Origin of the sequence: Eisenbergiella porci (assembly GCF_009696275.1) — a bacterium.
Lineage (GTDB): Bacteria > Bacillota > Clostridia > Lachnospirales > Lachnospiraceae > Eisenbergiella > Eisenbergiella porci.
The window spans coordinates 1-20,609 of sequence record NZ_VUMI01000006.1 but is presented as its reverse complement, the minus strand read 5'-3'; the positions used below and the strand labels follow the sequence as shown (position 1 = coordinate 20,609).

The following is a 20,609-nucleotide window of genomic DNA, read 5'->3' as shown; positions in this document are numbered from 1 at the left end:
ATATTGTGCAAATCTATTACACTAAGTTTAAAGGATATTAACGCATTTTATTGCTAAAAAAGCATTTTAAAACGCATTTATTTTATAATACAATCCAGCGACCAGACTTTTTGCTACCCTCATGTTTAATCTGTCCAGATTCAACCATCTTTTTTATAGTTCTTTTCACACTGGATAATGAAACTCCTATTATTTCTGCCATTTGAGGTTGACTGATATTTGAATTCATTACTAAAATATCAATTATTCTTTTTTCAAGCAAAGTTTTCTCATACCCAGTTGAATTTATCGGTTCATTTATCGGTTCATTTTTAATTTTTGAACCGTTATTTCCCTGTGACAATTGCTTCTGAACGAATAGCAATATTAAAATCGTTCTATCCGGATTATACTGCTCTTCAATCACTGGCGTTTCCCAGCCCTGTGATTTCCAAACATCAAAAATATCTGGCACCCCACTACCAGCACGCTCACCGATTCCAATGATATTAAACATCTTCATCAGCGCACTCCTCGCCAAACATCAAAAGGCCTGCCCCGGTTGGACGAATCCGTTTATCGGTACGTGATTGTCTGGCAGCCCCAATCTGCTCTAAATACTCTGCATCCGAAAGTTTTTCCCACACATGATTTGGGCGCAGCGCTGCATGTCTGCTGCGATAGGCATGTATGGTATCCAAGTTTAAATCACTGATTTCCAACTCATCCAACACCTTCATATCCGATGTTTCTTCTGTCTGATCTCGAAGCATGGCACGCACTTCACCTGGAGTGCAATGATAATCACCCTCTCCATTTCGTCGGAATGTTCCGCCAAATAAATTGTCATTCAGGTAAACCGGTTTTTCCTCACGTGTTGCCTGTGGCACATGAATAGCCATAACAACATCGTCATGAATCTCATATGCTTCTACATCCTCATCGGTAAGCAGGTTAATACTGACCTTCTTTCTATCATTGATTACATTCCAGAAATCCTTTTTCAATTTTTCAATATCTTTTAAACCGGTTGTTGCAAAACTACCATCCTCACGCTCAATTACACCAAGCAGAATTACCCCGCTATAACAGTTTGCCATGGTAGAGTACGTATCCCATAAGCTATTTGGCAAACCGCCTCTTGCTTTTTTTGCCTCCAGGCGATTATTTTCCCGATAATCATCAAAGAGTTTTATATCAAAATCCATCTATCTTCACCTGCCTCTCTTCTATTTTTTCAACAAATAATTCTCTCATTTTCACTGTTCCCAAATTCATCTAACAATTCCTTCGATAGATTTTTCAACAGTTTTTTCGCACATCTAACCTCTGATTAAATTCGCTACATGCGTGTAGCGAATTCATATTGCGCTCCATATACGTTCCATATCCGTTTTATAGTCAAAAGAATAATCATATATTGTAATTTTGTAACAACTGCTCTATCTTAGTTTTTAACTTTTCTATTGTAATAACATGCGGCTGCGCTTTTGTTATTCCTGTTTCAATAATCTTTACATATGCTTCTTCTATATCTTTTGCATGCTGTACGGCTTCTATTTCATCTATATAATGTTTAAATATTTCCTCAATTTTACACTCAAATAAACATCCATATATCTCCATGCACTCTAACAACAAGCGATAGTTACTTTCCTCTCCCGAGATTATCATGGCACACTCAGTTGCATCTCCCCGACACTCGCATTTAATCTGCGGTAACTCTCCTTTCAGAATAAGTGTATTAAAGATAACGCCAATCCCAAATTACCCATATATATTCCATTTATGCCCTTTTATCAAAATTTTCTCATACTTAATTTTCCAATCCGTTCTCCTATCATTATGCTGATAAATAAGGGTTCTTCTCCTAAACTTTACAGTTTGCTATTACTAATTTACAAGGCATACATTTTACTATCTCCGGATGTTTTATCCCAATTTTTCTGGTTCTTCAATTTTTCCAAATCTAAATCCATACGAGATAATAAAGATAAATAATATAACTTCTTAGCAGGAGACAAAATACTCCACCGCGTTATTTGGAAAAACTCTTTGAATTCTCCATATAGCTGGCCTGCCAATGTTTTGTTATTGGCTATGATCAAGGTTAGTTTATATTCTGAAACTATTTCAAAATGATCCATAAAAGTCCTCTTTTATGAATACATTAGTTATTCTCTTCTTCATAATCAGTAATATTCTTCTTACGTAAACCTCATTATATCAGAATATAAAAACAAAGTACAGAGAAACATCGAATGTTTGTTCTATACTTTGTTTTTATTTCATCAACATATTTACAACAGCTTTTTTAATTCTGCCTCTGTATCAGTAAAGTGATATAGTTCATACTCTTCATATACAGAAGGTCTACTGATAGTAATAGGTGTAATTTTATCATATCCAAGATAATACTAATTCAATTATCATCTATTTCTTTGTTCCATTTGGACGAAAGCTTCCATAGCTGGACGAAACCCTATCATTCCATAGCGTCCTTCCGCACATAAAAGGTTCTGCGACCAGTTCCGCATTTCACAATGACCTCCTCATCAGTAAGTCGTTTCAATGCTCCCAGCACAGCAGAACGGCTTCCGCTGGGACAATCAGCAATCACTTCTGCGCCGGTAAACTTACCAATTTTTCCGGTCACATAGGCTTTTACCACATCATAGACCGTGCTTCGATTACTGTCGGATACCAAACCTACTCTGGCTTCAAACTCAGTATAGCAGGCAAGAATCATTTGAAGCATATACTTAATGAATGGCGTGGGATCATTCTGTTCCTCATGCCATCCTGCATCAATGCATTCCAGTACACCGTAATAGACATCTTTGGTTTCCTCTATCTTCTTTTCAACACTGATATACTTACCCACTTCATAGCCATTTTGATAGAGAAGTAACAAGGTGAGCAGTCGGCTCATTCTTCCATTTCCATCATTAAATGGATGGATGCACAGAAAGTCGCAGATAAAAGTCGGAATCAGAATCAGAGGGTCTATGACCTCCATGGCCAATGTCTGACGATAGCTTTCACAGATGGCCTCAATCGCTGGTTCTGTTTCATAAGGGGCCAGCGGAATAAAGCGTGTCACTACAGTTCCGTCTGGTTTTGTCTCATTGATATAGTTCTGTGTGTTCTTAAATTGACCGCCATATGACAAGCCGGCATGTTTTAATAAATCACGATGGGCGTCCCAGCTCCACAGGCTTCTGCCGCACATATAGTTCCTGCTTTCCTTTATATTCATGTATTTTTGCAACATAAGTAAGAATTTCGCTATCCCACATCCGGTCTGCCAGTTTCATATAATCAAATGTTCTCATATCCGTACCCGGCTTTGACAGAATCTTTTCGTCCAGCCTTTTACCCTTTCGTCCATATTATAGTTTAATATGGACGAAATATTCAATAGGTAGATGAAAAAATAAATGGACAGACTCAGTTATGCAAGAGCCCCCTCATATAGCTTTCATTAACCAGACAGCCCAGAAAGCAATGGCACAAGAGCAATACATATCGAGGCTTTTTTCTTCTCTGGCAACAGTTCAGCGCACCATCCTGAACCTTTACAATACTACTTATAAAATTTCTTTCTGATCTTTCTCATTTCTTTCCAAACATTATCCCCATAATTACTTACCAAAACAGTAATCATGCCATTATTAGGATTATATTCAGAAATAAAACTCACACCGGGGTCACAGCCCTGAAAGTAAACAAAGTCTTTGCCACATGGATTGTCAATAATCCATATCCCATAGCCATAATAGCCTTCTTCGGCATCAATACCGTCCCCGCTTTGCTTAGTAAACATTTTTGAGAGAAGCTCCTTTGAAATAAGTTTTCCGCTCAATAAATTCGTCCAAAAGCTAAGGATATCTTTTACCGTGATAAACGCTCCCCCTGCGCCTGTTCCATTTACATCAACAGAAAAAATATTGGTACGGTAATCATCTGTGTCAGCACAATAAATATAATTATTTGCACATTTTGCCGGTAATCTGTCCAGTGCATAGTAACCCGTTCCGCTCATACCGCATACATCAAAGATATTTGTCTGCAGATATTTGTCAAAATACATTCCCGTTACTTTTTCAATTATTGACGCAAGCAGCACATACCCTGAATTATTATATTGGAATTTTTCACCCTTCGGATACATCATAGGCTTCTCTATAAACAACGGGAGCAGGTCATTGTTATGTCTGATTTTGTAATTAGGAAAATCAACCCATAAATCCTCGTATTCGTCCATAATGCTTTCATCAAAATAATCCGGGACTCCCGAAGTATGATTTAATAATTGTTCTACTGTCACATCTGCATCTATATCGTGCAAATCAATATCCAGCAGTTTTCCTAATGTATCATCAAAATTCAGTTTCCCTTGTTCAATTAACTGCAAAATGGCTACCGCAACAAAGACTTTTCCTGCTGATGCGCTTGCAAATTTTGTTTCCATCGTATTTGGAATTTCATTGGCCAAATCAGCAAAGCCTGATACATTTTCTATTATCACCTTACCGTCTTGGACAACGTATATATTCCCTCTGAAATTACTGTCAATTATTTCTTTTATATCCATAATCCACCTCGCTGAATCGCTTGATTTTATCAATCCTGTTCTTTCGAAGCCTTCGAATAACCGCTTCGTCCTCAACTTCAATTCTTTTCTTCAATATTTATATAAAAACAGAGCTATGATACCGTACCCATTGTATCACAGCCCTGCACGGCAAACACGTGCGGCCAACAGTTTACTGCCCATCCCCCAGCTTCCCGTTCATTACTTCAATCGCCTTATTCAGCTGGTTATCCACACCGTCATTATAATAAGCTTCCCCGTCAAACTTCTCCTCAATATCCGGTGCAATACCGATTTTATGGATATTGTTCCCATTCGGGGTATAATAGTTACTCACGGTAAGCTTTACAGCCGATCCATCGGAAAGGGAAATAATCCGCTGCACAATACCCTTTCCAAAGGTCGTTGTGCCCACCAGCGTTCCGATTCCATAATCCTTAATCGCCCCGGCCAGGATCTCCGAAGCACTGGCGCTGCCGCTGTCAACAAGGACTACCAGCGGCTCCTTCATCTGGTTTGTTCCATCGCAGGTATATTCCGTCCTTTTCCCGTTCTTGTCTTCCGTATATACAATCAGGCCTTTGGGAAGGATCTCGCGGGCGATATCGCAGACCGTGTTCAGATTTCCACCCGGGTTTCCTCTCAGATCAAGAATCAGCCCCTTCATTCCCGAACCGCGGCATACTGCCAGGGCTTCCGTAAACTGATCCAGGGTTACCGTGTCAAACTCGGTAATCTGGATATATCCGATGTTGTTGTCCAGCATCTTCTGGTTAACAGTAGGGCTTTCCACCTTTCTGCGCACAACGTCAATTTCCAGATAGTCCGACTCACCCTCTCTGATAATGGTCAGATGCACCGTAGTGCCTTCCTCGCCCTTTACTTTGCTGACTACCTGCGTCAGCTCCAGTCCCTGGACCTCTTCCCCATCCACCTTATAAAGAAGATCTCCTGCCCGCAGCCCGCTTTCCTGGGCGGGCGTACCTTCGATAATCCCCGTCAGGCGGGGCAGGCTGGTGTCCGCATCAATGCCGATATAAGCGCCGATGCCATAATAGATACCCTCAGTTTTGTCCTGCAGCTCTTTCAGTTCCTCAGCTGAATAATAAACGGAGTAAGGATCTCCCAGAGCTTTAACCAGCCCATCGTACACGCCTTTTTCCAGTGTCTGTTCGTCCACGCCTTCCAGATAATACTTCCCTATGGTATCCTCCAGCAGCTTCAGCTTATCCATAGTCCGCTGATTGGCAACAGTATCGCTGCCTGTGTTTTCCGCCGCGCTCTGTGACGCTGCCTCCTGCGCTCTTGACGCCTGAAACAGATTCCAGGCGGAACGCCCCATGAAAACACCGCTTAAAATCAGCGCTGCCGCCAGTACTCCTGTAACTATCCCTCCCAAGAAGCTTTTCTTATTACTCATCGTTAACCTCGATTCCTGCGGCTGTCAGGCCGTTTTACTAAATGTTTATCCGTCAGTGGCTCCGGAAAATAAAAACCGGGCTGCAAGCTTTATCCGCTGCCCCCGCCCGGTTCCAAAGTTTACGTCCTGTTCTAGTATATAGTAAACTATTTTAAATAATTCCAGGGGTTTACATATTCCCCGTTCAATCTCACACTGAAATGCAGATGAGGTCCGGTGGAACGTCCCGTGGAGCCTACCGCTGCGATCTGCTGTCCTTTGGTCACCGTCTGCCCCTGGGAGACATTCAGTGAGGAAGCATGCATGTAAATTGTATAAAGCCCGTCCCCATGGTTGAGCATGACGTAATTTCCCATGGAGCTGTTATATGCGGCGCCCACCACGGTTCCGTCATAGGCCGCCAGTATCGGCGTGCCGCTGGCCGCTGCAAAATCCACACCGTTATGGAACTTCTTCACACCAAGCGTCGGATGGATTCTGTAGCCGTATTCATCTGAAATCCTTTTATAAGAAGTAAGCGGGAACTGGAACATGCCTCCGTCATAGGTCACCTTCGGCTTATTTAATTCCTCCAGCTGCTTTCTTTCCGCCGCTGCCGCCGCTTCCAAAGCGGCGATTGTGGAATTCTGCGCCGCAATATCCGCTTCATATTCCTTGATGGCAGCCTCTTTATTGCTGATATCGCCCTGAAAAGCAGTAATCTGCTGTTCCTTCTGGCTGATCAGCGTTTCCAGGCCGGCTTCTTCCTTTTCCACCTCAGCCTTGGCCTGCTCCAGCACCTCCTGCTCTTCCTCCAGCGCCTTTTTACACGTTTCCACCAGTTCACGGTTCTTCTGGTACTCTTCCAGCTGCCGCTGGTCATATTCATTCATCTGCTCCATGTAATTGGCATTGTTGAGAAATTCCCCAAAGCTCTTTGAAGCCAGCAGCATCTCAATATAGTTACTGCTTCCCCGTTCATAGGAATACTGGATGCGCACCTTCATGGCCGCATACTGCTGCTCCTCCCGCTCAATGGCTTCCTCCAGCTGCTTCTGGGTCTCCCTGATTTCCTCTTCCTTTTCAGTAATCATGGACTTCAGCTCATTTATTTTAGACTGAATCTGTGCAAGATTGCCATCCAGCTGCTTTACATATGCCTCCAGGTCATTTTTGGAGTTCTCCAGGCTGTCTACCATGGCCTGTATATCCGACATTGTGGACTGAAGCTGTTTTTTCTGCTCCTGTGCCTCCGTTATCGCAGATTCCTTTTCCTTAATGCTCTGCTCCAGTTCGCTGGAGGTTGCCGCTTCGCTTCCTATTTCCGGAAAAAACCAGGAAAAAAGAAGCACAAGGCAGAGCAAAAGACTGATATCTCTTCTGTTCTTTATCATATTCTCCACCGCACCGCACAGACAAACCGCTTCGTCTTATCAGACACGCAGATGCTTGCGGACCGTAATGAAACTACCCATGAAACCGATGCCCACGCCAACGATTACTATGACCGGGGCCAATGTTGTAAAAATTGTATTTACAGGCAGGAAATGCAGCAGATTAGACAGTACGGAAAATTTGGTCCCTATATAATCCACAACCTTATTGTATAACACATAAATCGTTCCCAGAGGGAATGCGGATCCGAGGATACCTATCAGGATACCCTCAATTACGAAGGGCGCCCTTACAAAGAAATCCGTCGCTCCGATATATTTCATAATACTGATTTCTTCCTTTCTGACAGAAATACCAATGGTAACAGTATTGCTGATCAGGAAAACAGAAACCAGCAGCAGGATCAGGATAATGCCCGCCGACACATATGCCACAAGTGCATTCACACCCGTCAGGGTGGTTGCCGCAAGCTCCGACTGGTTGACCGTCTTGATCTCCGGTATGGTGTTCAGATAATCCACCAGCGCCGCCTGCTCCGCGATATCCTTCATATAGATCGCGTAGCTGGCCGAATTCTCAAGGGGGTTATCCGGGAAGCCGTCAGAAAATTCCTCAGGAATCCAGTTTGCCCTGTAATAATCCCAGGCTTCATCCGCAGAGGTAAATTCCACCTTGGACACCTCTTCCCGCGCCTCTATCTTATCCCCGATTTCCTTCATCTGCTCTTCCGTGGTACCCGGCTGGAAGAAAATCGTAACCGACACGCCTTCCTCCGCCGTTTTCACAATACTCTGGAAGTTGGCAATCACCGCATAAAACAATCCGAAAAGAAACAGGCAGGCGCTGATAGTCGCCACTGAAGCGAGAGAAAACCATTTATTACGGAAAATATTGATAATACCCTGTTTCAGCGTATAAAAAAATGTACTAATTCTCATCGATATAACCACCTTTTTCTTCGTCGCTCACGATGACGCCTTTCTTCATCGTAACAACCCGCTTACGCATTTCATTTACGATTTCACGGTTGTGGGTTACTACCAGTATTGTGGTTCCCCCTTCGTTGATTTTCTCCAGAAGCTTCATGATTTCCCAGGAGTTCTTGGGATCCAGGTTTCCGGTAGGTTCGTCGGCAAGCAGGATGGGCGGCCTGTTGATCAGCGCCCTGGCCAAGGCCACTCTCTGCTGCTCCCCGCCGGAAAGCTGCTTCGGCTTTGCCTTATATTTCCCCGCAAGCCCCACGGTCGCCAGAATCGCCGGGACATTCCGTTTGATTTCCTTTGTGGGTACCTGGATGATCCGCTGTGCGAACGCCACGTTCTCATAGACATTCCTGTCCTTCAGCAGACGGAAATCCTGGAATACGATCCCCAGGTTCCTTCTGTACCTTGGTATCTGGCGCGGCTTCAAATCCGCCACGCTCTGTCCGTTCACCAGAATGGTGCCGGAGGTGGGCGTCAGTTCCCGCAGCAGAAGCTTGATGAGGGTGGACTTTCCGGAACCGCTGTCACCCACGATAAAAACAAACTCTCCCTTTTTTACCCGCAGGTTCACTCCGTTCAAAGCAGGAGCGCCCGTCGAATAGCTCTTGCTTACCCTGTCAAGAACTATGACGGAGCCGTCATCCTTAATTCTCCTTTTTGTCTTCCTCGTACCAAAAAGTCCCAAAACCTACACCTCGCTATCCCGGCGGCCTAAAAAACGGCAGCCTAATATTCAAACGTTTCCATGTACTTCATATATTTTACAACCATCAACGCGATCTTAAAGGTAATGGCATCCTCAAACACACGCAAATCAAGACCGGTGCTCTTCTGCAGCTTATCCAGGCGGTATACAAGCGTATTCCTGTGGATAAACAGCTGACGGCTTGTCTCTGATACATTCAGGCTGTTTTCAAAAAATTTATTGATTGTGGTAAGCGTCTCTTCATCGAAATCATCCGGGCTTTTCCCGCCGAAAATTTCCTTGATAAACATCTTGCAAAGAGGAATGGGAAGCTGGTAAATCAGCCTTCCGATACCCAATTCATTGTATGCGATAATGTTTCGTTCGTCAAAGAAAATTTTTCCCACATCCAGTGCCATTTTGGCTTCCTTGTAGGAGCGGCTCACCTCTTTGATTTCCTTTACTATGGTTCCGTAGGCGATACGCACGCCCGCAATTCCTTCTTTTTCCAGAAAATCGTCAATGGTCCTGGCCGCGCGTTCGATTTCCTTGCCGGCGTCAGCCTCCACCAGTTCCTTTACAACGATTACATTATTTTCATCCACTGCCGTGATGAAATCCTTGTTATTGCTGTCAAAGCTGCCGCGCATCAGTTCCAGGACATTGCTGTCCCTGCTGTTCTCCGATTCGATGATCAGCGCGACTCTGGACACGTCCGTGGGAATATGAAGCTTCTTCGCCCTGCTGTAAATGTCCACCAGAAGCAGATTGTCCAGGAGCAGGTTCTTAATGAAATTATCCTTGTCAAACCGTTCCTTGTAAGCTACCAGAAGGCTCTGGATCTGGAAAGCAACCATCTTCCCGATCATGTAAACGTCCTCGCCGGAGCCTCCGATCACAAGGATATATTCCAGCTGCGCTTCATCAAAAATTTTGAAAAATTGGTAACCCTGCACTTCCTGGCTGTCTGCGGGGGATCTGGAAAAATCCTGTGCAGCACCCAGACAATTGCTCATTTCCTCGGATGTCGTTGCGATCATTTTGCCGTCCACGTCAACGACACACAGGTCAACCCGTGCGATGCTGCGCAGCCCGTCAATTGTCGTCTGTAATACCTGATTTGATATCATATTCTTACCCCACTCCTTCTCTATGCAATTTCCACAAACGTTATGGCCGCCGGAAAATTGCCTATTGTAACACCCTTTTTCCATTTTAATTGAAAACCACAAAAAGATCCATAGGAAACTCAAAAAATTTATGCACTTTTGAGCTTTTTTTTCATTTATCCTATTTTTTACCTTCTGGGCAACCTAAACAAAAAAAGACAGGCTCATTCACCCGTCCATTTTCTTATTGTATTCATTCACATTATGTGCAAAAGCCCGGTATACCAGCTTGCGCTTCAGCCGCGCGAACAGGGAGGGATTCTGCACCCAGGTCACCGCTCCAAAGGGGAGGGAAACCCACAGCTCCGCATTAACAAAATGTCCATAGTCATGCATCAGATAAAGATCCTCCGGCCACGGCATTCTGGATATCACCACATCCGGCGCCAGGTCGTTAAGTGCATTAACAAGTCTTTCCGGCTGGTTCCCAAAATCTTCATAGGCGCCGCAGCCCCGGATCAGGAGATTATCCTGATATTCGGAAATGATTTCCCCAAGCACCTCCAGATTGTCATGGGTATCCGCCAGAAGATACACACTGTTGCGGTTTCTGCCAAATTTCTTCAGAAGCTCCCGCAGATAAACCTTTTCGTCAATCTCGCGGATTCTGTTCCTTCCGGCTATCCCTGCTGCCTCAAGCACATCCGGTTCCGTACAAATCGTCATGTCAACAGCCTCCAGGCACTCCCTCAGCTGTTCATCCTTGGATGCCTGCGCCAGGTTGGAACTGGAAATATACGCAATCGTATTAAGCGCCCCGTTGTGCAGGAAGCTGTCTGTATTGCGCAGCGCTTCGCGCGCCCCGTAATCATATAATTTAATTCCTAATATCGTATATTTCTGCATACCTTCACCCTGACAAAAAATGCCTGTCCCCGACATGATATTCTGCAACACCTGCAGTATATCCGCTTCCTTCGTAGGCTTCCCCAAAAAAGCCTACAGGAATAAGACCGGCACCTTCTGCGCACAGACCCCCCAGCCATTATCGTTCCGCCGGCACGGCCGTCCTACAACAGCTGTCCGGCAGGCGGCCTTTCGGTCCGCACATAACCTACGCCCTATTATAACAGATAATATCCAGGCGCGCAACGCGCCTGTCTTATGCGGGCGTTTTATAGAAAAACTCAGTACCCGTGAAGGGACTGAACAGGTACAGGATTCGTTACAGCTTACCCCCGGCTGAGAAAAACGTTCAGCAGCATGTAGGCCAGGCAGACCACAATACCTATTACCAGCGGCACGCTTACCAGCCTGCCCTTTTTCTTCCCGCTTTTCCGCTCCTGCAAAAGCCACGCCGCATATTCATCCCGTCCCTGGTTCCTGCACAGCCATACGAGCACGCAGGCTGCCAGCGCCGTACATACTACGGCAATAACCAGGTATATGCCGATTAACGGAAGCATATCCTCGGCGGTAACCGCCGCCTGCGTCTGCTGCAGCCATACCTCAGGCATAAAATGCTGGTAAAAATACATCAGCAGCACCGACTGGGCATTGAATATCACATGCATCAGAACGGAGGACCACAGGCTTCCCGTAGCTTCAACAAGCACGGCCATGGCAACGCCCAGGGCAAACGCGTAGGGCGCCTGGTTAAAATTCATATGCATCAGCCCGAAAAGCAGGGAAGACAGAAGAACCGCTCCCGTTACGTTCCCGCTTTTCAGATAACCTCTGTATACTACGCCTCGGAAACAGAACTCTTCACAGAACGGCCCGAACAGCGCCATCATGAAAAAGGTCAGCCAGAAGGGAAGGTTCATCACCTCATTGCTGATGGAAGTGACGGCATTGTCCACAAAAAGCATGCTGATCGCATTTAAAAGCGTCGTCAGCGGCTGCATCAGAAAGGTATAGAGGATAATCATCAGCACTGAAGATATTTTCAGCTTATGAAATCCCAGCACCCGGTTCGGTTTTTCTTTGGAAGCAAGCAGGGCAATTACCGCGGGTACCGCCAGTATCAGCTCGCTTACCAGGAGATTGACGGCCATCCCCATCTGATACACATTCTGCAGCGCTATCAGAACCCCGACCACCGCCAGATGCAGCATTATCACACCCAGGAAATACCAGTTTACTTTCTTGTAATTCATGCCCTGCTCCTATTTTATCTTTCTGATGGATTTTTCCGTAATCTCAATGCGGCCGTTTTTCAGCAGATGGCCCACCGCTCTTTTGAATTCATTCTTGCTCATATTGGTCTCTCTTTTAATGACCTCCGGCGAAACCTTGTCGTTGAAGGGAAGCACGCCGTCAAAGCTTTCAATCAGCCTCATGACCTTATCCGCATCCGTTTCTATGATGAGATAGGCTTTATCGCGCACGCTCAGATCCAGCTTTCCGTCCTCATGAACAGCGATAACCCTGGCCTCCACCGTATCTCCCACCTTTAATTCCCCGTACATTTCCCTGGGGGGAATCAGGGCGGAATACTGATTATCCACCGCGACAAACGCACCGAACTGGCGGCTGATTTCATAGAGATGGCCGCTCACACGGTCATCCTTATGATATGGGCTGTCCGTTTTCAGATAATGATAAATTTTCATGGTTGCGCACAGACGGCCGCTCTTATCCACATACAGCGCCGCAGGAAAGCTTTCCCCTTCCTGGACGCGTCTCGTCTGTTCCTTGAACGGCAGAAAAAGGTCCTTTTCCAGGCCCCAGTCCAGAAAAGCGCCCAGCTTTCCCGTCTGAGCCACAGTCAGCACTGCCACCTCGCCAAGGCACAGGCCGGGCTTTGTGGTTGTGGAAATCAGGCGGTCCCTGGAATCCCTGTATACAAATACGGTAATCCGGTCCCCCAACCCGCAGCCCTCCGGCACCTGTTTCCCGGGAAGCAGAACCTTGTCCTCCCTGTTGTCCTCCGGAGCCAGGTAAACACCGAAATCCACCTTTTTTACAACCGTCAGCTCCTGCATTTTTCCTAATTCAATCTGCATAATTTTCCTCACTGCTTCTGTTTTCTGAACTCCACAACCGCATAGGGCTGTCCTGCCCCGTCACACAGGGATACCTTCAGCGTATCCTCCTGTTCAAACACCTCAGGCACAATACAGTCATGGAGCAGCGCGGACTTTCTATATTCCGCACGCATCTGCCCGATGGAAAACCCTTCCGGCAGATAGTCCTGGGCCATATAAATATACTGCCCGTTATTTACATGATGATTACTGTCCAGATGCTGTTTTCCTACCGTAAAGGAGGGCATTTTCCTGCCCTCTCCCTCCAGGCTTATCTTGCGCGGCTCATAATCCATGGGAAGCTTTGGCTCCGGCACATAGGCCTTCACCATTTCCTCCGTGGGACGCGCAGGGCGCCCGGCCTTCAGATCCATCAGGCTCCAGATAGAGTTTGCCCTGATAATGCGCTCCCCTTTATCATCCTCCATAAAAAAGTTACGAAAGCCCATGAAGCCTCTGAATTCATAGGGATATGTGCCAATGGTTATATTGTCACATAATTTCGGGTATCTGTCTATCACAATCTGCCAGTAGGACATCACCCACACAAGACTGCGTTCCTCAAGATAATCAATCCCCACACCAAGCTGCTCCGAATGGAACGTGGAACAGTCCTGAAAATAATCTACAATAGACGCTATGCTCAGCTTCCGCTCCGGGTCCAGCTCGCTGTATCTGACTTTGCTTTGAAATGTATACACTTATATCTTCCTCCTCCGGAAACCGCTGTATGCGGCTATCCGGTTTTCCGGTCTGAAATTTTATTATAACTCAGGATGCCGCGAGATTCAATGTCTGTTGTTTTGGGGAAATAAAGTCAAACCTCTTTACGGGCAGGGGGAGTCTCATATTTCCGGCATTCCCTGATTATACAAAGATATTCAGGCCGTCAACGCTTTCCCCTGCTGCTAATTTATCCAACACGGATTCGCCGCAGATCTTTTCATAGATAATTCCTACCCTGCTGTCCAGCGTGGCTAATTTATGTGCCTTCGGCACAGGGAGCCGCATTTCTTCCATCAGGCAGGCATTGTCATATTCCCTTTTTACCGCATCCACAGGGCAGCCCGGTATAAACAGCTTGCACACCGTACCATCACCGCAGTCAAAGACCTCCGCAGTTGCGCCTCTTCCTATCAGCTTCATTTGCTCCTCCTTATGTAAACCGGATGACAATGGCATGTAAACCGGGTGATAACAGGAAACTCTTTGATTAAACAAGTCGACGGATATCATATTCCACAGGCCCGGAATAGCCGTCCTTTGCCCAGACGGCGGCCAGGATCGTTAAGAACCAATCTGTTTATACCAGCCAAAGGCCGGAACGCCGGAGTATTTGTCAGTTGGTTATTATACATCATAACAAAAAATAATTTATTAGCAATATAATAATCCAATAAAATCCTCCTCCGGACCGGCAAATATCATTTACACAGCAAAAAGCGGCGGAAAAACCGCCGTTTTTTGTATACAGGATCAATCTTTTCAACCGGAATACCTGCCTTTTACCCATTTCTCTTCAAAGCCGCAGAGAATTTCCATTCGTCCCTTATACCGCTCTTTTTCTCTGTAAACATCTGTAATATAAGCCCCTATCTCCTCATAGGGCATACGGTAGCCGAAGGGATCTCCCGGAAACGGCAAATGGTCGGAAAAACCCAGCGTTTCCAGCCCCTTTCTGAAGGCTTCCTGCGCATAATCCTCCGCCGTGCCGCCCGCATGCCTGCAATATGCGGTGTGTGTATGGTAATTTACCAGATAATTTACCGGATAATTTTCCGGCCAGTCTGCCAGATGCTTTTCGGGATAATTGCCCGAACCATCAAATTTTTCCACATCATTTTCTCCCTTTTCCTCTCCATCTCACTACTGTTTTGCCGTAAAATACCTTAAATCATTTTTCATTGCACATCATATCATAACCATATATTTTTGCAAGGGTATATATAGCATATCGTATCTTACTAATTACAGGAATACACTCTATGCTTTTTATATAAGGAGGTGCATTTTATGAATGAAAAAGTAATGATACAGGTTCATGAAAACATAAAAAAATACAGAAAGCTCAACAATATGACCCAGGAAAAGCTGGCTGCGGCCCTGGAAATGGATCCCCAGTACTACGCCCAGCTGGAGCGGGGAGAACGGAATTTCTCCCTGGAAAAGATTGTGAAAATCTGTTCTGTCCTGCATGTGAACGTGGAGGACATTGTGGACATCACACCGGTTGAAAATTCCGGAAACGAATCCCCGGCCCGGAAGCTGGAACGTCTGCTGCCTCTGATGGACACCCTGTCGGAAAAACAGATGCTGGTGCTGGAAAAATTCATTAAAGAAATCCTGCCTTACCTGAAATAGAATTTATAAAAAACAGGATAATAATGAAACACACAGGAATCATGTAATCTGTGTGACAGATAAAAATTTTTCGAAAAAGCCCGGTGGATTTAATCCACCGGGTTAACTGCTTCACCCCATAGGCCGGAAATTATTTTTCCATTAATGAAAATTCCATTCCCGTATACACCCTCACCGGATTTCCCCTGACTATCCGGCTGTGCTCCCTCCAGGCCTGGTTTTTCTGCTCTGCCGCCCTTTGCCGCTTCAAATCCGCCAGCCTGGCGTCTATTTTCTCCATTGCCCGCTGCTTATTCCGGTACTGGCTCCTTTCTTCCGTGGAAACTGCCGTAATCCCAGTAGGAATATGAACTATTCTTATGCCGGTTTCCACCTTATTTACATTTTGCCCGCCATTTCCGCCACAGTGGAATTTTTCAGTACGATAGTCCCCGTCTTCCCGGATATTTTTACTATCTGTGGAAACTCCTTCTGCAGCGCTTCAAAAATCCTGCCCGCCGCCAGTTCACATTCCTCCGGCCCCTGCCCCGCGCTTATCTGAAATATCACCTGTTATCACCTGCCTTAAAATTATATACCGGCTTCAGTATCTTCTCAATTTCCGCCGTATCCCGTATTTTTTCCCGGATATCCTCTATAGAGCGGTATGCAAAGGGCGCTTCATCCAGGGTGTCCGCCGCGATGCAGCTGCTGTAAATCCCTTTCATCTCTTTCCGGAAGGCCGCAACCGTATATCTCTCTTTTACCTCATCCCGCCGGATTTTTCTTCCCGAGCCATGAGGCGCTGAAAAATTCCACTCCGGATTTCCTTTCCCGGTTCCCAGGATTATGCCGTCCCTCATATTGACAGGTATGACTATCTGTTCGCCCCTTCGCGCGGAGATAGCCCCTTTTCTCAGAATACGCATTCCCTCCGAAGCATCAAAATAATTGTGGACGGAGGAACGGGCTTCCTGAGCCTTCAGCTTCATTCCCTTCATGATTTCCTCCGCCATAATCTCCCTGTTCAGCTGTGCGTAACGCTGTACCGTAAGCAGGTCATGCAGGTAATCCTCCATAAGCTCACCCTCCAGCCAGGTAAGAGGATAGGGTGTTTCTATCCCACGCTCCTTTAAAAGCGCCGCCCCGGCTTTCACATAATAGTCGGTCACTTCCTTTCCCAGGTGCCGGCTGCCGGAATGGATCCCCACATAGAGATTTCCTTCCTCATCCCTATCCGGCATAATTCTCACTATGCAGCCGTCGCTCACCTCATTATTGCATATCATCTCAATCTGCGCCTTTGCGTAGTCCTCCGCATCGTCTGCAAAAATCTCCGCCTGCGCATATTTTCCTGTTATCTTTTCCATATATTTTTCTGTCTCCATACTTCCGTTTTCTGATTTTGGGCGCAAAAAAAGCACCTCAACAAGAGGTGCCGGATTGCCTTACTATATATGAACCGTCTATTCTTCTAAATACGAACCGTCTATACAGTCCTGCCAAGAGTAAGAGCATCTGCGCCTTTTGCCTTTTGTCTCATATATTCTGTTTTCCCTTTTGTTATCCGCAGCATGGCAATCACTCCTTCCTTTTAAACATGTTCGTTGTTACACAGCTACTTTAACATACCTTATGAATACTTGCAATTATTAATGCAAAAAATTTCCCTTAATTTGGGGACTTTACAGGACTATCAAAATACGGGGCAAACCATTCAGAACCAACATTTTTCTTTCAGCTATAATCATATTATTCCGCCTGCCTGAATGAGTATAATACTGATTCCGAATATGTTTTAGCGCAATCATACCCTGCACCTCATTATCTCCCTCAACAGGCAACTCATATGCCTCATATCTGTTTAACGAACAAAAACCTCAGTGAATATCTTCACTGAGGTTCCTAACAGGGCTACAAGGATTCGAACCTTGAAATGACGGAGTCAGAGTCCGTTGCCTTACCGTTTGGCGATAGCCCTATCTGTATTTTGTACAAGCTTTTTTTGCCGCTTGCAAGAATAGATTATATATGATTCCCTGAAATAATGCAAGTACTTTTTTCATAATTTTTTAAAAATTTTTCAAATTTTTTAATTTCAGCAAAAAGCGCTTTAAAAATACTCTTTCCGCCAAAAAACACCGCCGGATTTTCCGGGCAAACAGCCTCCGGCGGTTCCAAATGAGAGCCGCCGGGGCCCTTTTCAGGGCTTAAACCCGTTCTTTTATACTTCAAACATCAAATCGCCATAGGTAGGGAACGGCCAGTCCGCTTTATCCACCAGCATTTCCAGCTCATCCGCAGGCGCTCTCAGCGCTTCCATGGCAGGCACCACCACATCCTTATAGCGGAATGCCTGCGCTTTCACATCTTCCATGGCGAAGGCCGCCGCCTCTTCTCTCTGCAGCACCTCCAGCGCTTCCTTCATCTCAGTAAGCTTGCTGTTCACCCTGGACAGAAGATCCGCCTGCACAACAGGCTCCACGCCTGCCGCCTTTACATCAAGCACTGTTTTTGCCAGCTTCTGGCTGTACTTTATAACCGCAGGGATTATCTGCTTGGAAGCCATGTCAATCATGGTCAGCGCTTCAATATTAATGCTCTTCGCATAGGTCTCATACTCAATCTCTTCACGGGATTCCAGCTCTGCTTTGGTAAAAATATGAAACCGTTCAAACAGCTTCACCGTTCTTTCCGTAGTCAGGGCGCCTGCCGCTTCAATCATGGACTTGATATTGGGAAGTCCCCGTCGCTCCGCTTCCTTCACCCATTCCTCAGAATACCCGTTTCCATTGAAAATAATCCTGTGATGCTCGGTCAGATACTGTTTAATCAGATCATGCACGGCCATGTCGAAATCATCCGCTTTTTCCAGAATATCCGCCGCTTCGCAGAAAGCCTCTGCCACAATGGCATTCAATGTAATATTAGGGCTTGCCACGGAATCCGCGGAACCCACCATACGGAATTCAAACTTGTTCCCCGTAAAAGCAAAGGGTGAGGTCCTGTTCCTGTCCGTGGCATCCTTGGGGAGATCCGGCAGCGTGGATACACCGGTCATCAGTTTGCCGCCCAGAAGGCAGGACTTGGCTTCTCCGGTCTCAATCAGCTGTCTTACCACATCCTCCAGCTGCTCGCCCAGGAATACGGAAATAATAGCCGGAGGCGCTTCATTGGCTCCAAGCCTGTGATCATTTCCCACATCAGCAGCGCTCTGACGAAGCAGATCCGCATGGATATCCACAGCCTTCAGGATACAGGCCAGCACAAGCAGGAACTGGATGTTTTCATTGGGTGTCTCGCCGGGATCCAGCATATTCATGCCATCATCCGTAGTGATAGACCAGTTGTTGTGCTTACCGGAACCGTTCACGCCCGCAAAGGGCTTCTCGTTCAGCAGGCATCTGAGTCCATGACGTTCCGCCAGCTTTTTCATCGTTTCCATTATAATCTGATTGTGGTCTACCGCAATATTGGCCGTTTCATAAATGGGAGCAAGCTCATGCTGCGCCGGAGCCGCCTCATTATGCTGCGTTTTGGCAGTGACGCCCAACTTCCACAATTCAATGTTCAAATCCTTCATGAAAGCGCCCACGCGCTCCCTGATAACGCCGAAGTAATGATCCTCCAGCTCCTGTCCCTTAGGCGCCGGCGCTCCGAACAGCGTACGGCCTGCGAAAATCAAATCCTCTCTTTTCAGATATTTCTGGCGATCCACCAGGAAATACTCCTGCTCCGGTCCCACGGAAGCCGTTACCTTGGTAGCTCTCGTATTCCCGAACAGCTTAACAATACGCAGCGCCTGCTCCCCGATTGCTTCCATGGAACGAAGCAACGGTGTTTTCTTATCCAGCGCCTCGCCCGTATAGGAACAGAAGGCAGTAGGAATACAGAGAATCACCCCCGTGGCATCCTCCTTCAGGAAAGCGGGAGAGGTAATATCCCACGCCGTATAGCCTCTTGCTTCAAAGGTGGCCCGCAGGCCTCCTGAGGGGAAGGAAGACGCATCCGGCTCTCCCTTGATCAGTTCCTTTCCGGAAAACTCCATCAGCATCCTGCCGTTTTCATCCGGATGACCGATAAAAGAGTCATGCTTTTCAGCCGTAATGCCTGTCAGCGGCTGGAACCAGTGGGTATAATGGGTCGCGCCGTGTTCTACAGCCCAGTCCTTCATGGCCTTCGCCACAATGTCCGCGGTTGCAGGGGAAAGCTCCCCGCCCTGGTCCATGACCTTCTTCACCTCTTTATATACATTCTTGGGAAGACGCTCTCTCATAGTGCCCAGGTTGAATACGTTTTCGCCGAAAATTGCTTCAACGTTCAAAACTTCGCTCATTTTATCCTCCATTCCGCCGCCGCGAATTACGGCTTTCTCACTAAATTTTCACGCCCGCAGTCCCGCAGGCATCCCGCATCCGTTATGTATGCGGTTCCTGACGGAAACCGACTTTCCACCTTCGGAAAAAACAAAGCTGCGCCGTTGCCATAACTCCCCGCCTTCCCCGGATTTTCTGCTGCCCTTATCACAAAGTACCGGCAGCCCGGGTTTTTTCAACTTATATTATCACAACTTTTTTATACTTGCATTAAAAAAAGATGTTGGGGTCAAAAGAGTTTGTAAAAACTCTCTGACCTACCATATAGTACCTTGAAAATTTTACACAATTGGATTTTTATCATTTTCCAGATGTTAGTAGTCAATACCAAAATGACTGTCAGTCCTTTCGTTATTCCAATACTGGATTTTGAGCATAATGCCCCAAGCCCTTTCGATAGGTAAAGAGCTTTTTAAAGTTCAATGCTCCGATTTTACATCCAAAGAAAAAACGTCCCCGGATTAGTCCTCTGACAGGCATCCTGTCTGCATGATATTGTCTGCGCAACAGGGACGGCAGGGTTTCAACTCCATTACGGATTTTGAATAGATTTCGAAACTCTTCGCTTTCCATGAATCGCTGTTGTTTTGCTCTCTCATGGGATTTTATCGATACAGTAACATTGCTGACACGTTTATGGATTTTTGCTTTACATCGGTCCTTATTCGGACAGTTTGCACACTGGTCTCGCTCAAATGAAACATGGAACTGCTGCGA

The 20,609-nt window shown here is 46.1% G+C and carries 24 protein-coding genes, 1 tRNA gene and 2 pseudogenes; 1 reads left to right on the top strand and 26 read right to left on the bottom strand.

Annotated elements, in window-relative coordinates:
• Positions 1-82: 82 nt before the first annotated feature.
• From FYJ45_RS30365 to FYJ45_RS05050, 19 genes and pseudogenes are all read right to left on the bottom strand, one after another.
• Positions 83-502 (bottom strand): winged helix-turn-helix transcriptional regulator, encoded by a 420-nt coding sequence (locus FYJ45_RS30365; protein WP_235930587.1) that lies wholly within the window; start codon positions 500-502, stop codon positions 83-85.
• Positions 489-1,187, bottom strand: coding sequence for an AlbA family DNA-binding domain-containing protein (locus FYJ45_RS30360; protein ID WP_235930586.1), 699 nt, complete (start codon positions 1,185-1,187; stop codon positions 489-491). The genes FYJ45_RS30365 and FYJ45_RS30360 overlap by 14 nt, the downstream gene beginning before the upstream one ends.
• A 205-nt stretch (positions 1,188-1,392) precedes the next feature.
• Positions 1,393-1,605: a hypothetical protein gene (locus FYJ45_RS05115; RefSeq protein WP_154463738.1), complete on the bottom strand. Its 213-nt coding sequence runs from the start codon at positions 1,603-1,605 to the stop codon at positions 1,393-1,395.
• A 390-nt stretch (positions 1,606-1,995) separates the two neighbouring features.
• Positions 1,996-2,096, bottom strand: a pseudogene (locus FYJ45_RS33065) (DEAD/DEAH box helicase family protein); the annotation flags it as partial.
• Positions 2,097-2,279: 183 nt separating this feature from the next.
• Positions 2,280-2,378, bottom strand: a pseudogene (locus FYJ45_RS32565) (DUF6718 family protein); the annotation flags it as partial.
• 86 nt (positions 2,379-2,464) lie between these two features.
• Positions 2,465-3,211, bottom strand: coding sequence for a Fic family protein (locus FYJ45_RS05110; protein WP_321170206.1), 747 nt, complete (start codon positions 3,209-3,211; stop codon positions 2,465-2,467).
• The gene (locus FYJ45_RS31675; protein ID WP_321170205.1) at positions 3,171-3,314 is read right to left on the bottom strand and encodes a hypothetical protein; all 144 of its coding nucleotides are present in this window, start codon (positions 3,312-3,314) and stop codon (positions 3,171-3,173) included. Before FYJ45_RS31675 ends, FYJ45_RS05110 begins: the two co-directional genes overlap by 41 nt.
• 251 nt (positions 3,315-3,565) lie before the next feature.
• Positions 3,566-4,576, bottom strand: a complete 1,011-nt coding sequence (locus FYJ45_RS05105) for a serine hydrolase domain-containing protein (protein WP_154463737.1) — start codon at positions 4,574-4,576, stop codon at positions 3,566-3,568.
• Between the two features lie 172 nt (positions 4,577-4,748).
• Positions 4,749-5,996 (bottom strand): S41 family peptidase, encoded by a 1,248-nt coding sequence (locus tag FYJ45_RS05100; RefSeq protein ID WP_154463736.1) that lies wholly within the window; start codon positions 5,994-5,996, stop codon positions 4,749-4,751.
• 146 nt (positions 5,997-6,142) lie between these two features.
• Positions 6,143-7,369 (bottom strand): murein hydrolase activator EnvC family protein, encoded by a 1,227-nt coding sequence (locus FYJ45_RS05095; protein WP_154463735.1) that lies wholly within the window; start codon positions 7,367-7,369, stop codon positions 6,143-6,145.
• Between the two features lie 39 nt (positions 7,370-7,408).
• Positions 7,409-8,308 (bottom strand): permease-like cell division protein FtsX, encoded by a 900-nt coding sequence (gene ftsX / locus FYJ45_RS05090; RefSeq protein WP_021638744.1) that lies wholly within the window; start codon positions 8,306-8,308, stop codon positions 7,409-7,411.
• Positions 8,298-9,038, bottom strand: a complete 741-nt coding sequence (ftsE, locus tag FYJ45_RS05085) for a cell division ATP-binding protein FtsE (protein ID WP_021638745.1) — start codon at positions 9,036-9,038, stop codon at positions 8,298-8,300. Before ftsE ends, ftsX begins: the two co-directional genes overlap by 11 nt.
• Positions 9,039-9,079: 41 nt before the next feature.
• Positions 9,080-10,168, bottom strand: coding sequence for a PucR family transcriptional regulator (locus tag FYJ45_RS05080; RefSeq protein ID WP_154463734.1), 1,089 nt, complete (start codon positions 10,166-10,168; stop codon positions 9,080-9,082).
• Between the two features lie 207 nt (positions 10,169-10,375).
• A complete protein-coding gene (locus FYJ45_RS05075) occupies positions 10,376-11,053 on the bottom strand; it encodes a hypothetical protein (RefSeq protein ID WP_154463733.1) in 678 nt (225 codons plus the stop codon).
• A 326-nt stretch (positions 11,054-11,379) separates the two neighbouring features.
• Positions 11,380-12,306, bottom strand: a complete 927-nt coding sequence (locus FYJ45_RS05070) for a type II CAAX endopeptidase family protein (protein ID WP_154463732.1) — start codon at positions 12,304-12,306, stop codon at positions 11,380-11,382.
• Between the two features lie 9 nt (positions 12,307-12,315).
• Positions 12,316-13,155, bottom strand: coding sequence for a CvfB family protein (locus FYJ45_RS05065; protein ID WP_154463731.1), 840 nt, complete (start codon positions 13,153-13,155; stop codon positions 12,316-12,318).
• An 8-nt stretch (positions 13,156-13,163) separates the two neighbouring features.
• Positions 13,164-13,877 (bottom strand): acyl-[acyl-carrier-protein] thioesterase, encoded by a 714-nt coding sequence (locus tag FYJ45_RS05060; RefSeq protein WP_021638751.1) that lies wholly within the window; start codon positions 13,875-13,877, stop codon positions 13,164-13,166.
• Positions 13,878-14,043: 166 nt separating this feature from the next.
• Positions 14,044-14,322, bottom strand: a complete 279-nt coding sequence (locus tag FYJ45_RS05055) for a hypothetical protein (protein WP_154463730.1) — start codon at positions 14,320-14,322, stop codon at positions 14,044-14,046.
• A 339-nt stretch (positions 14,323-14,661) separates the two neighbouring features.
• Positions 14,662-15,012, bottom strand: coding sequence for a PHP domain-containing protein (locus FYJ45_RS05050; RefSeq protein ID WP_154463729.1), 351 nt, complete (start codon positions 15,010-15,012; stop codon positions 14,662-14,664).
• Between the two features lie 177 nt (positions 15,013-15,189).
• On the opposite strand from FYJ45_RS05050, the gene FYJ45_RS05045 reads away from it, so the two are divergent.
• The gene (locus FYJ45_RS05045) at positions 15,190-15,537 is read left to right on the top strand and encodes a helix-turn-helix domain-containing protein (protein WP_154463728.1); all 348 of its coding nucleotides are present in this window, start codon (positions 15,190-15,192) and stop codon (positions 15,535-15,537) included.
• Between the two features lie 130 nt (positions 15,538-15,667).
• Here the strand turns inward: FYJ45_RS05045 and FYJ45_RS05040 are convergent, their stop codons facing one another.
• The 7 genes from FYJ45_RS05040 to FYJ45_RS05015 all read right to left on the bottom strand — a co-directional run.
• Positions 15,668-15,982 carry a peptide chain release factor-like protein gene (locus FYJ45_RS05040; RefSeq protein ID WP_320620550.1) on the bottom strand — a complete coding sequence of 105 codons (315 nt, stop codon included), beginning with the start codon at positions 15,980-15,982 and terminating at the stop codon, positions 15,668-15,670.
• Positions 15,916-16,086, bottom strand: a complete 171-nt coding sequence (locus tag FYJ45_RS31670; protein ID WP_320620549.1) for a hypothetical protein — start codon at positions 16,084-16,086, stop codon at positions 15,916-15,918. Before FYJ45_RS31670 ends, FYJ45_RS05040 begins: the two co-directional genes overlap by 67 nt.
• Positions 16,083-16,886 carry an RtcB family protein gene (locus tag FYJ45_RS05035; RefSeq protein ID WP_235930585.1) on the bottom strand — a complete coding sequence of 268 codons (804 nt, stop codon included), beginning with the start codon at positions 16,884-16,886 and terminating at the stop codon, positions 16,083-16,085. The genes FYJ45_RS31670 and FYJ45_RS05035 overlap by 4 nt, the downstream gene beginning before the upstream one ends.
• Positions 16,887-17,425: 539 nt before the next feature.
• Positions 17,426-17,497 (bottom strand) — tRNA-Gln (locus tag FYJ45_RS05030).
• A 44-nt stretch (positions 17,498-17,541) separates the two neighbouring features.
• The gene (locus FYJ45_RS05025) at positions 17,542-17,697 is read right to left on the bottom strand and encodes a hypothetical protein (RefSeq protein WP_154463726.1); all 156 of its coding nucleotides are present in this window, start codon (positions 17,695-17,697) and stop codon (positions 17,542-17,544) included.
• A gap of 43 nt (positions 17,698-17,740) precedes the next feature.
• A complete protein-coding gene (locus FYJ45_RS05020) occupies positions 17,741-19,852 on the bottom strand; it encodes a glutamine synthetase III family protein (RefSeq protein WP_154463725.1) in 2,112 nt (703 codons plus the stop codon).
• A gap of 391 nt (positions 19,853-20,243) precedes the next feature.
• The coding region (locus FYJ45_RS05015; RefSeq protein WP_195841668.1) for a transposase at positions 20,244-20,609 on the bottom strand (366 nt) is incomplete at its 5' end.

Excerpts from the sequence above, each read along its gene's own strand:
- FYJ45_RS30365 (WP_235930587.1), bottom strand. The coding sequence starts at position 502 with ATGAAGATGTTTAATATCATTGGAATCGGTGAGCGTGCTGGTAGTGGG.
- FYJ45_RS30360 (WP_235930586.1), bottom strand. The coding sequence starts at position 1,187 with ATGGATTTTGATATAAAACTCTTTGATGATTATCGGGAAAATAATCGC.
- FYJ45_RS05115 (WP_154463738.1), bottom strand. The coding sequence starts at position 1,605 with ATGGAGATATATGGATGTTTATTTGAGTGTAAAATTGAGGAAATATTT.
- FYJ45_RS05110 (WP_321170206.1), bottom strand. The coding sequence starts at position 3,211 with ATGTGCGGCAGAAGCCTGTGGAGCTGGGACGCCCATCGTGATTTATTA.
- FYJ45_RS31675 (WP_321170205.1), bottom strand. The coding sequence starts at position 3,314 with ATGAGAACATTTGATTATATGAAACTGGCAGACCGGATGTGGGATAGC.
- FYJ45_RS05105 (WP_154463737.1), bottom strand. The coding sequence starts at position 4,576 with ATGGATATAAAAGAAATAATTGACAGTAATTTCAGAGGGAATATATAC.
- FYJ45_RS05100 (WP_154463736.1), bottom strand. The coding sequence starts at position 5,996 with ATGAGTAATAAGAAAAGCTTCTTGGGAGGGATAGTTACAGGAGTACTG.
- FYJ45_RS05095 (WP_154463735.1), bottom strand. The coding sequence starts at position 7,369 with ATGATAAAGAACAGAAGAGATATCAGTCTTTTGCTCTGCCTTGTGCTT.
- ftsX (WP_021638744.1), bottom strand. The coding sequence starts at position 8,308 with ATGAGAATTAGTACATTTTTTTATACGCTGAAACAGGGTATTATCAAT.
- FYJ45_RS05080 (WP_154463734.1), bottom strand. The coding sequence starts at position 10,168 with ATGATATCAAATCAGGTATTACAGACGACAATTGACGGGCTGCGCAGC.
- FYJ45_RS05075 (WP_154463733.1), bottom strand. The coding sequence starts at position 11,053 with ATGCAGAAATATACGATATTAGGAATTAAATTATATGATTACGGGGCG.
- FYJ45_RS05070 (WP_154463732.1), bottom strand. The coding sequence starts at position 12,306 with ATGAATTACAAGAAAGTAAACTGGTATTTCCTGGGTGTGATAATGCTG.
- FYJ45_RS05065 (WP_154463731.1), bottom strand. The coding sequence starts at position 13,155 with ATGCAGATTGAATTAGGAAAAATGCAGGAGCTGACGGTTGTAAAAAAG.
- FYJ45_RS05055 (WP_154463730.1), bottom strand. The coding sequence starts at position 14,322 with ATGAAGCTGATAGGAAGAGGCGCAACTGCGGAGGTCTTTGACTGCGGT.
- FYJ45_RS05045 (WP_154463728.1), top strand. The coding sequence starts at position 15,190 with ATGAATGAAAAAGTAATGATACAGGTTCATGAAAACATAAAAAAATAC.
- FYJ45_RS05035 (WP_235930585.1), bottom strand. The coding sequence starts at position 16,886 with ATGGAAAAGATAACAGGAAAATATGCGCAGGCGGAGATTTTTGCAGAC.
- FYJ45_RS05020 (WP_154463725.1), bottom strand. The coding sequence starts at position 19,852 with ATGAGCGAAGTTTTGAACGTTGAAGCAATTTTCGGCGAAAACGTATTC.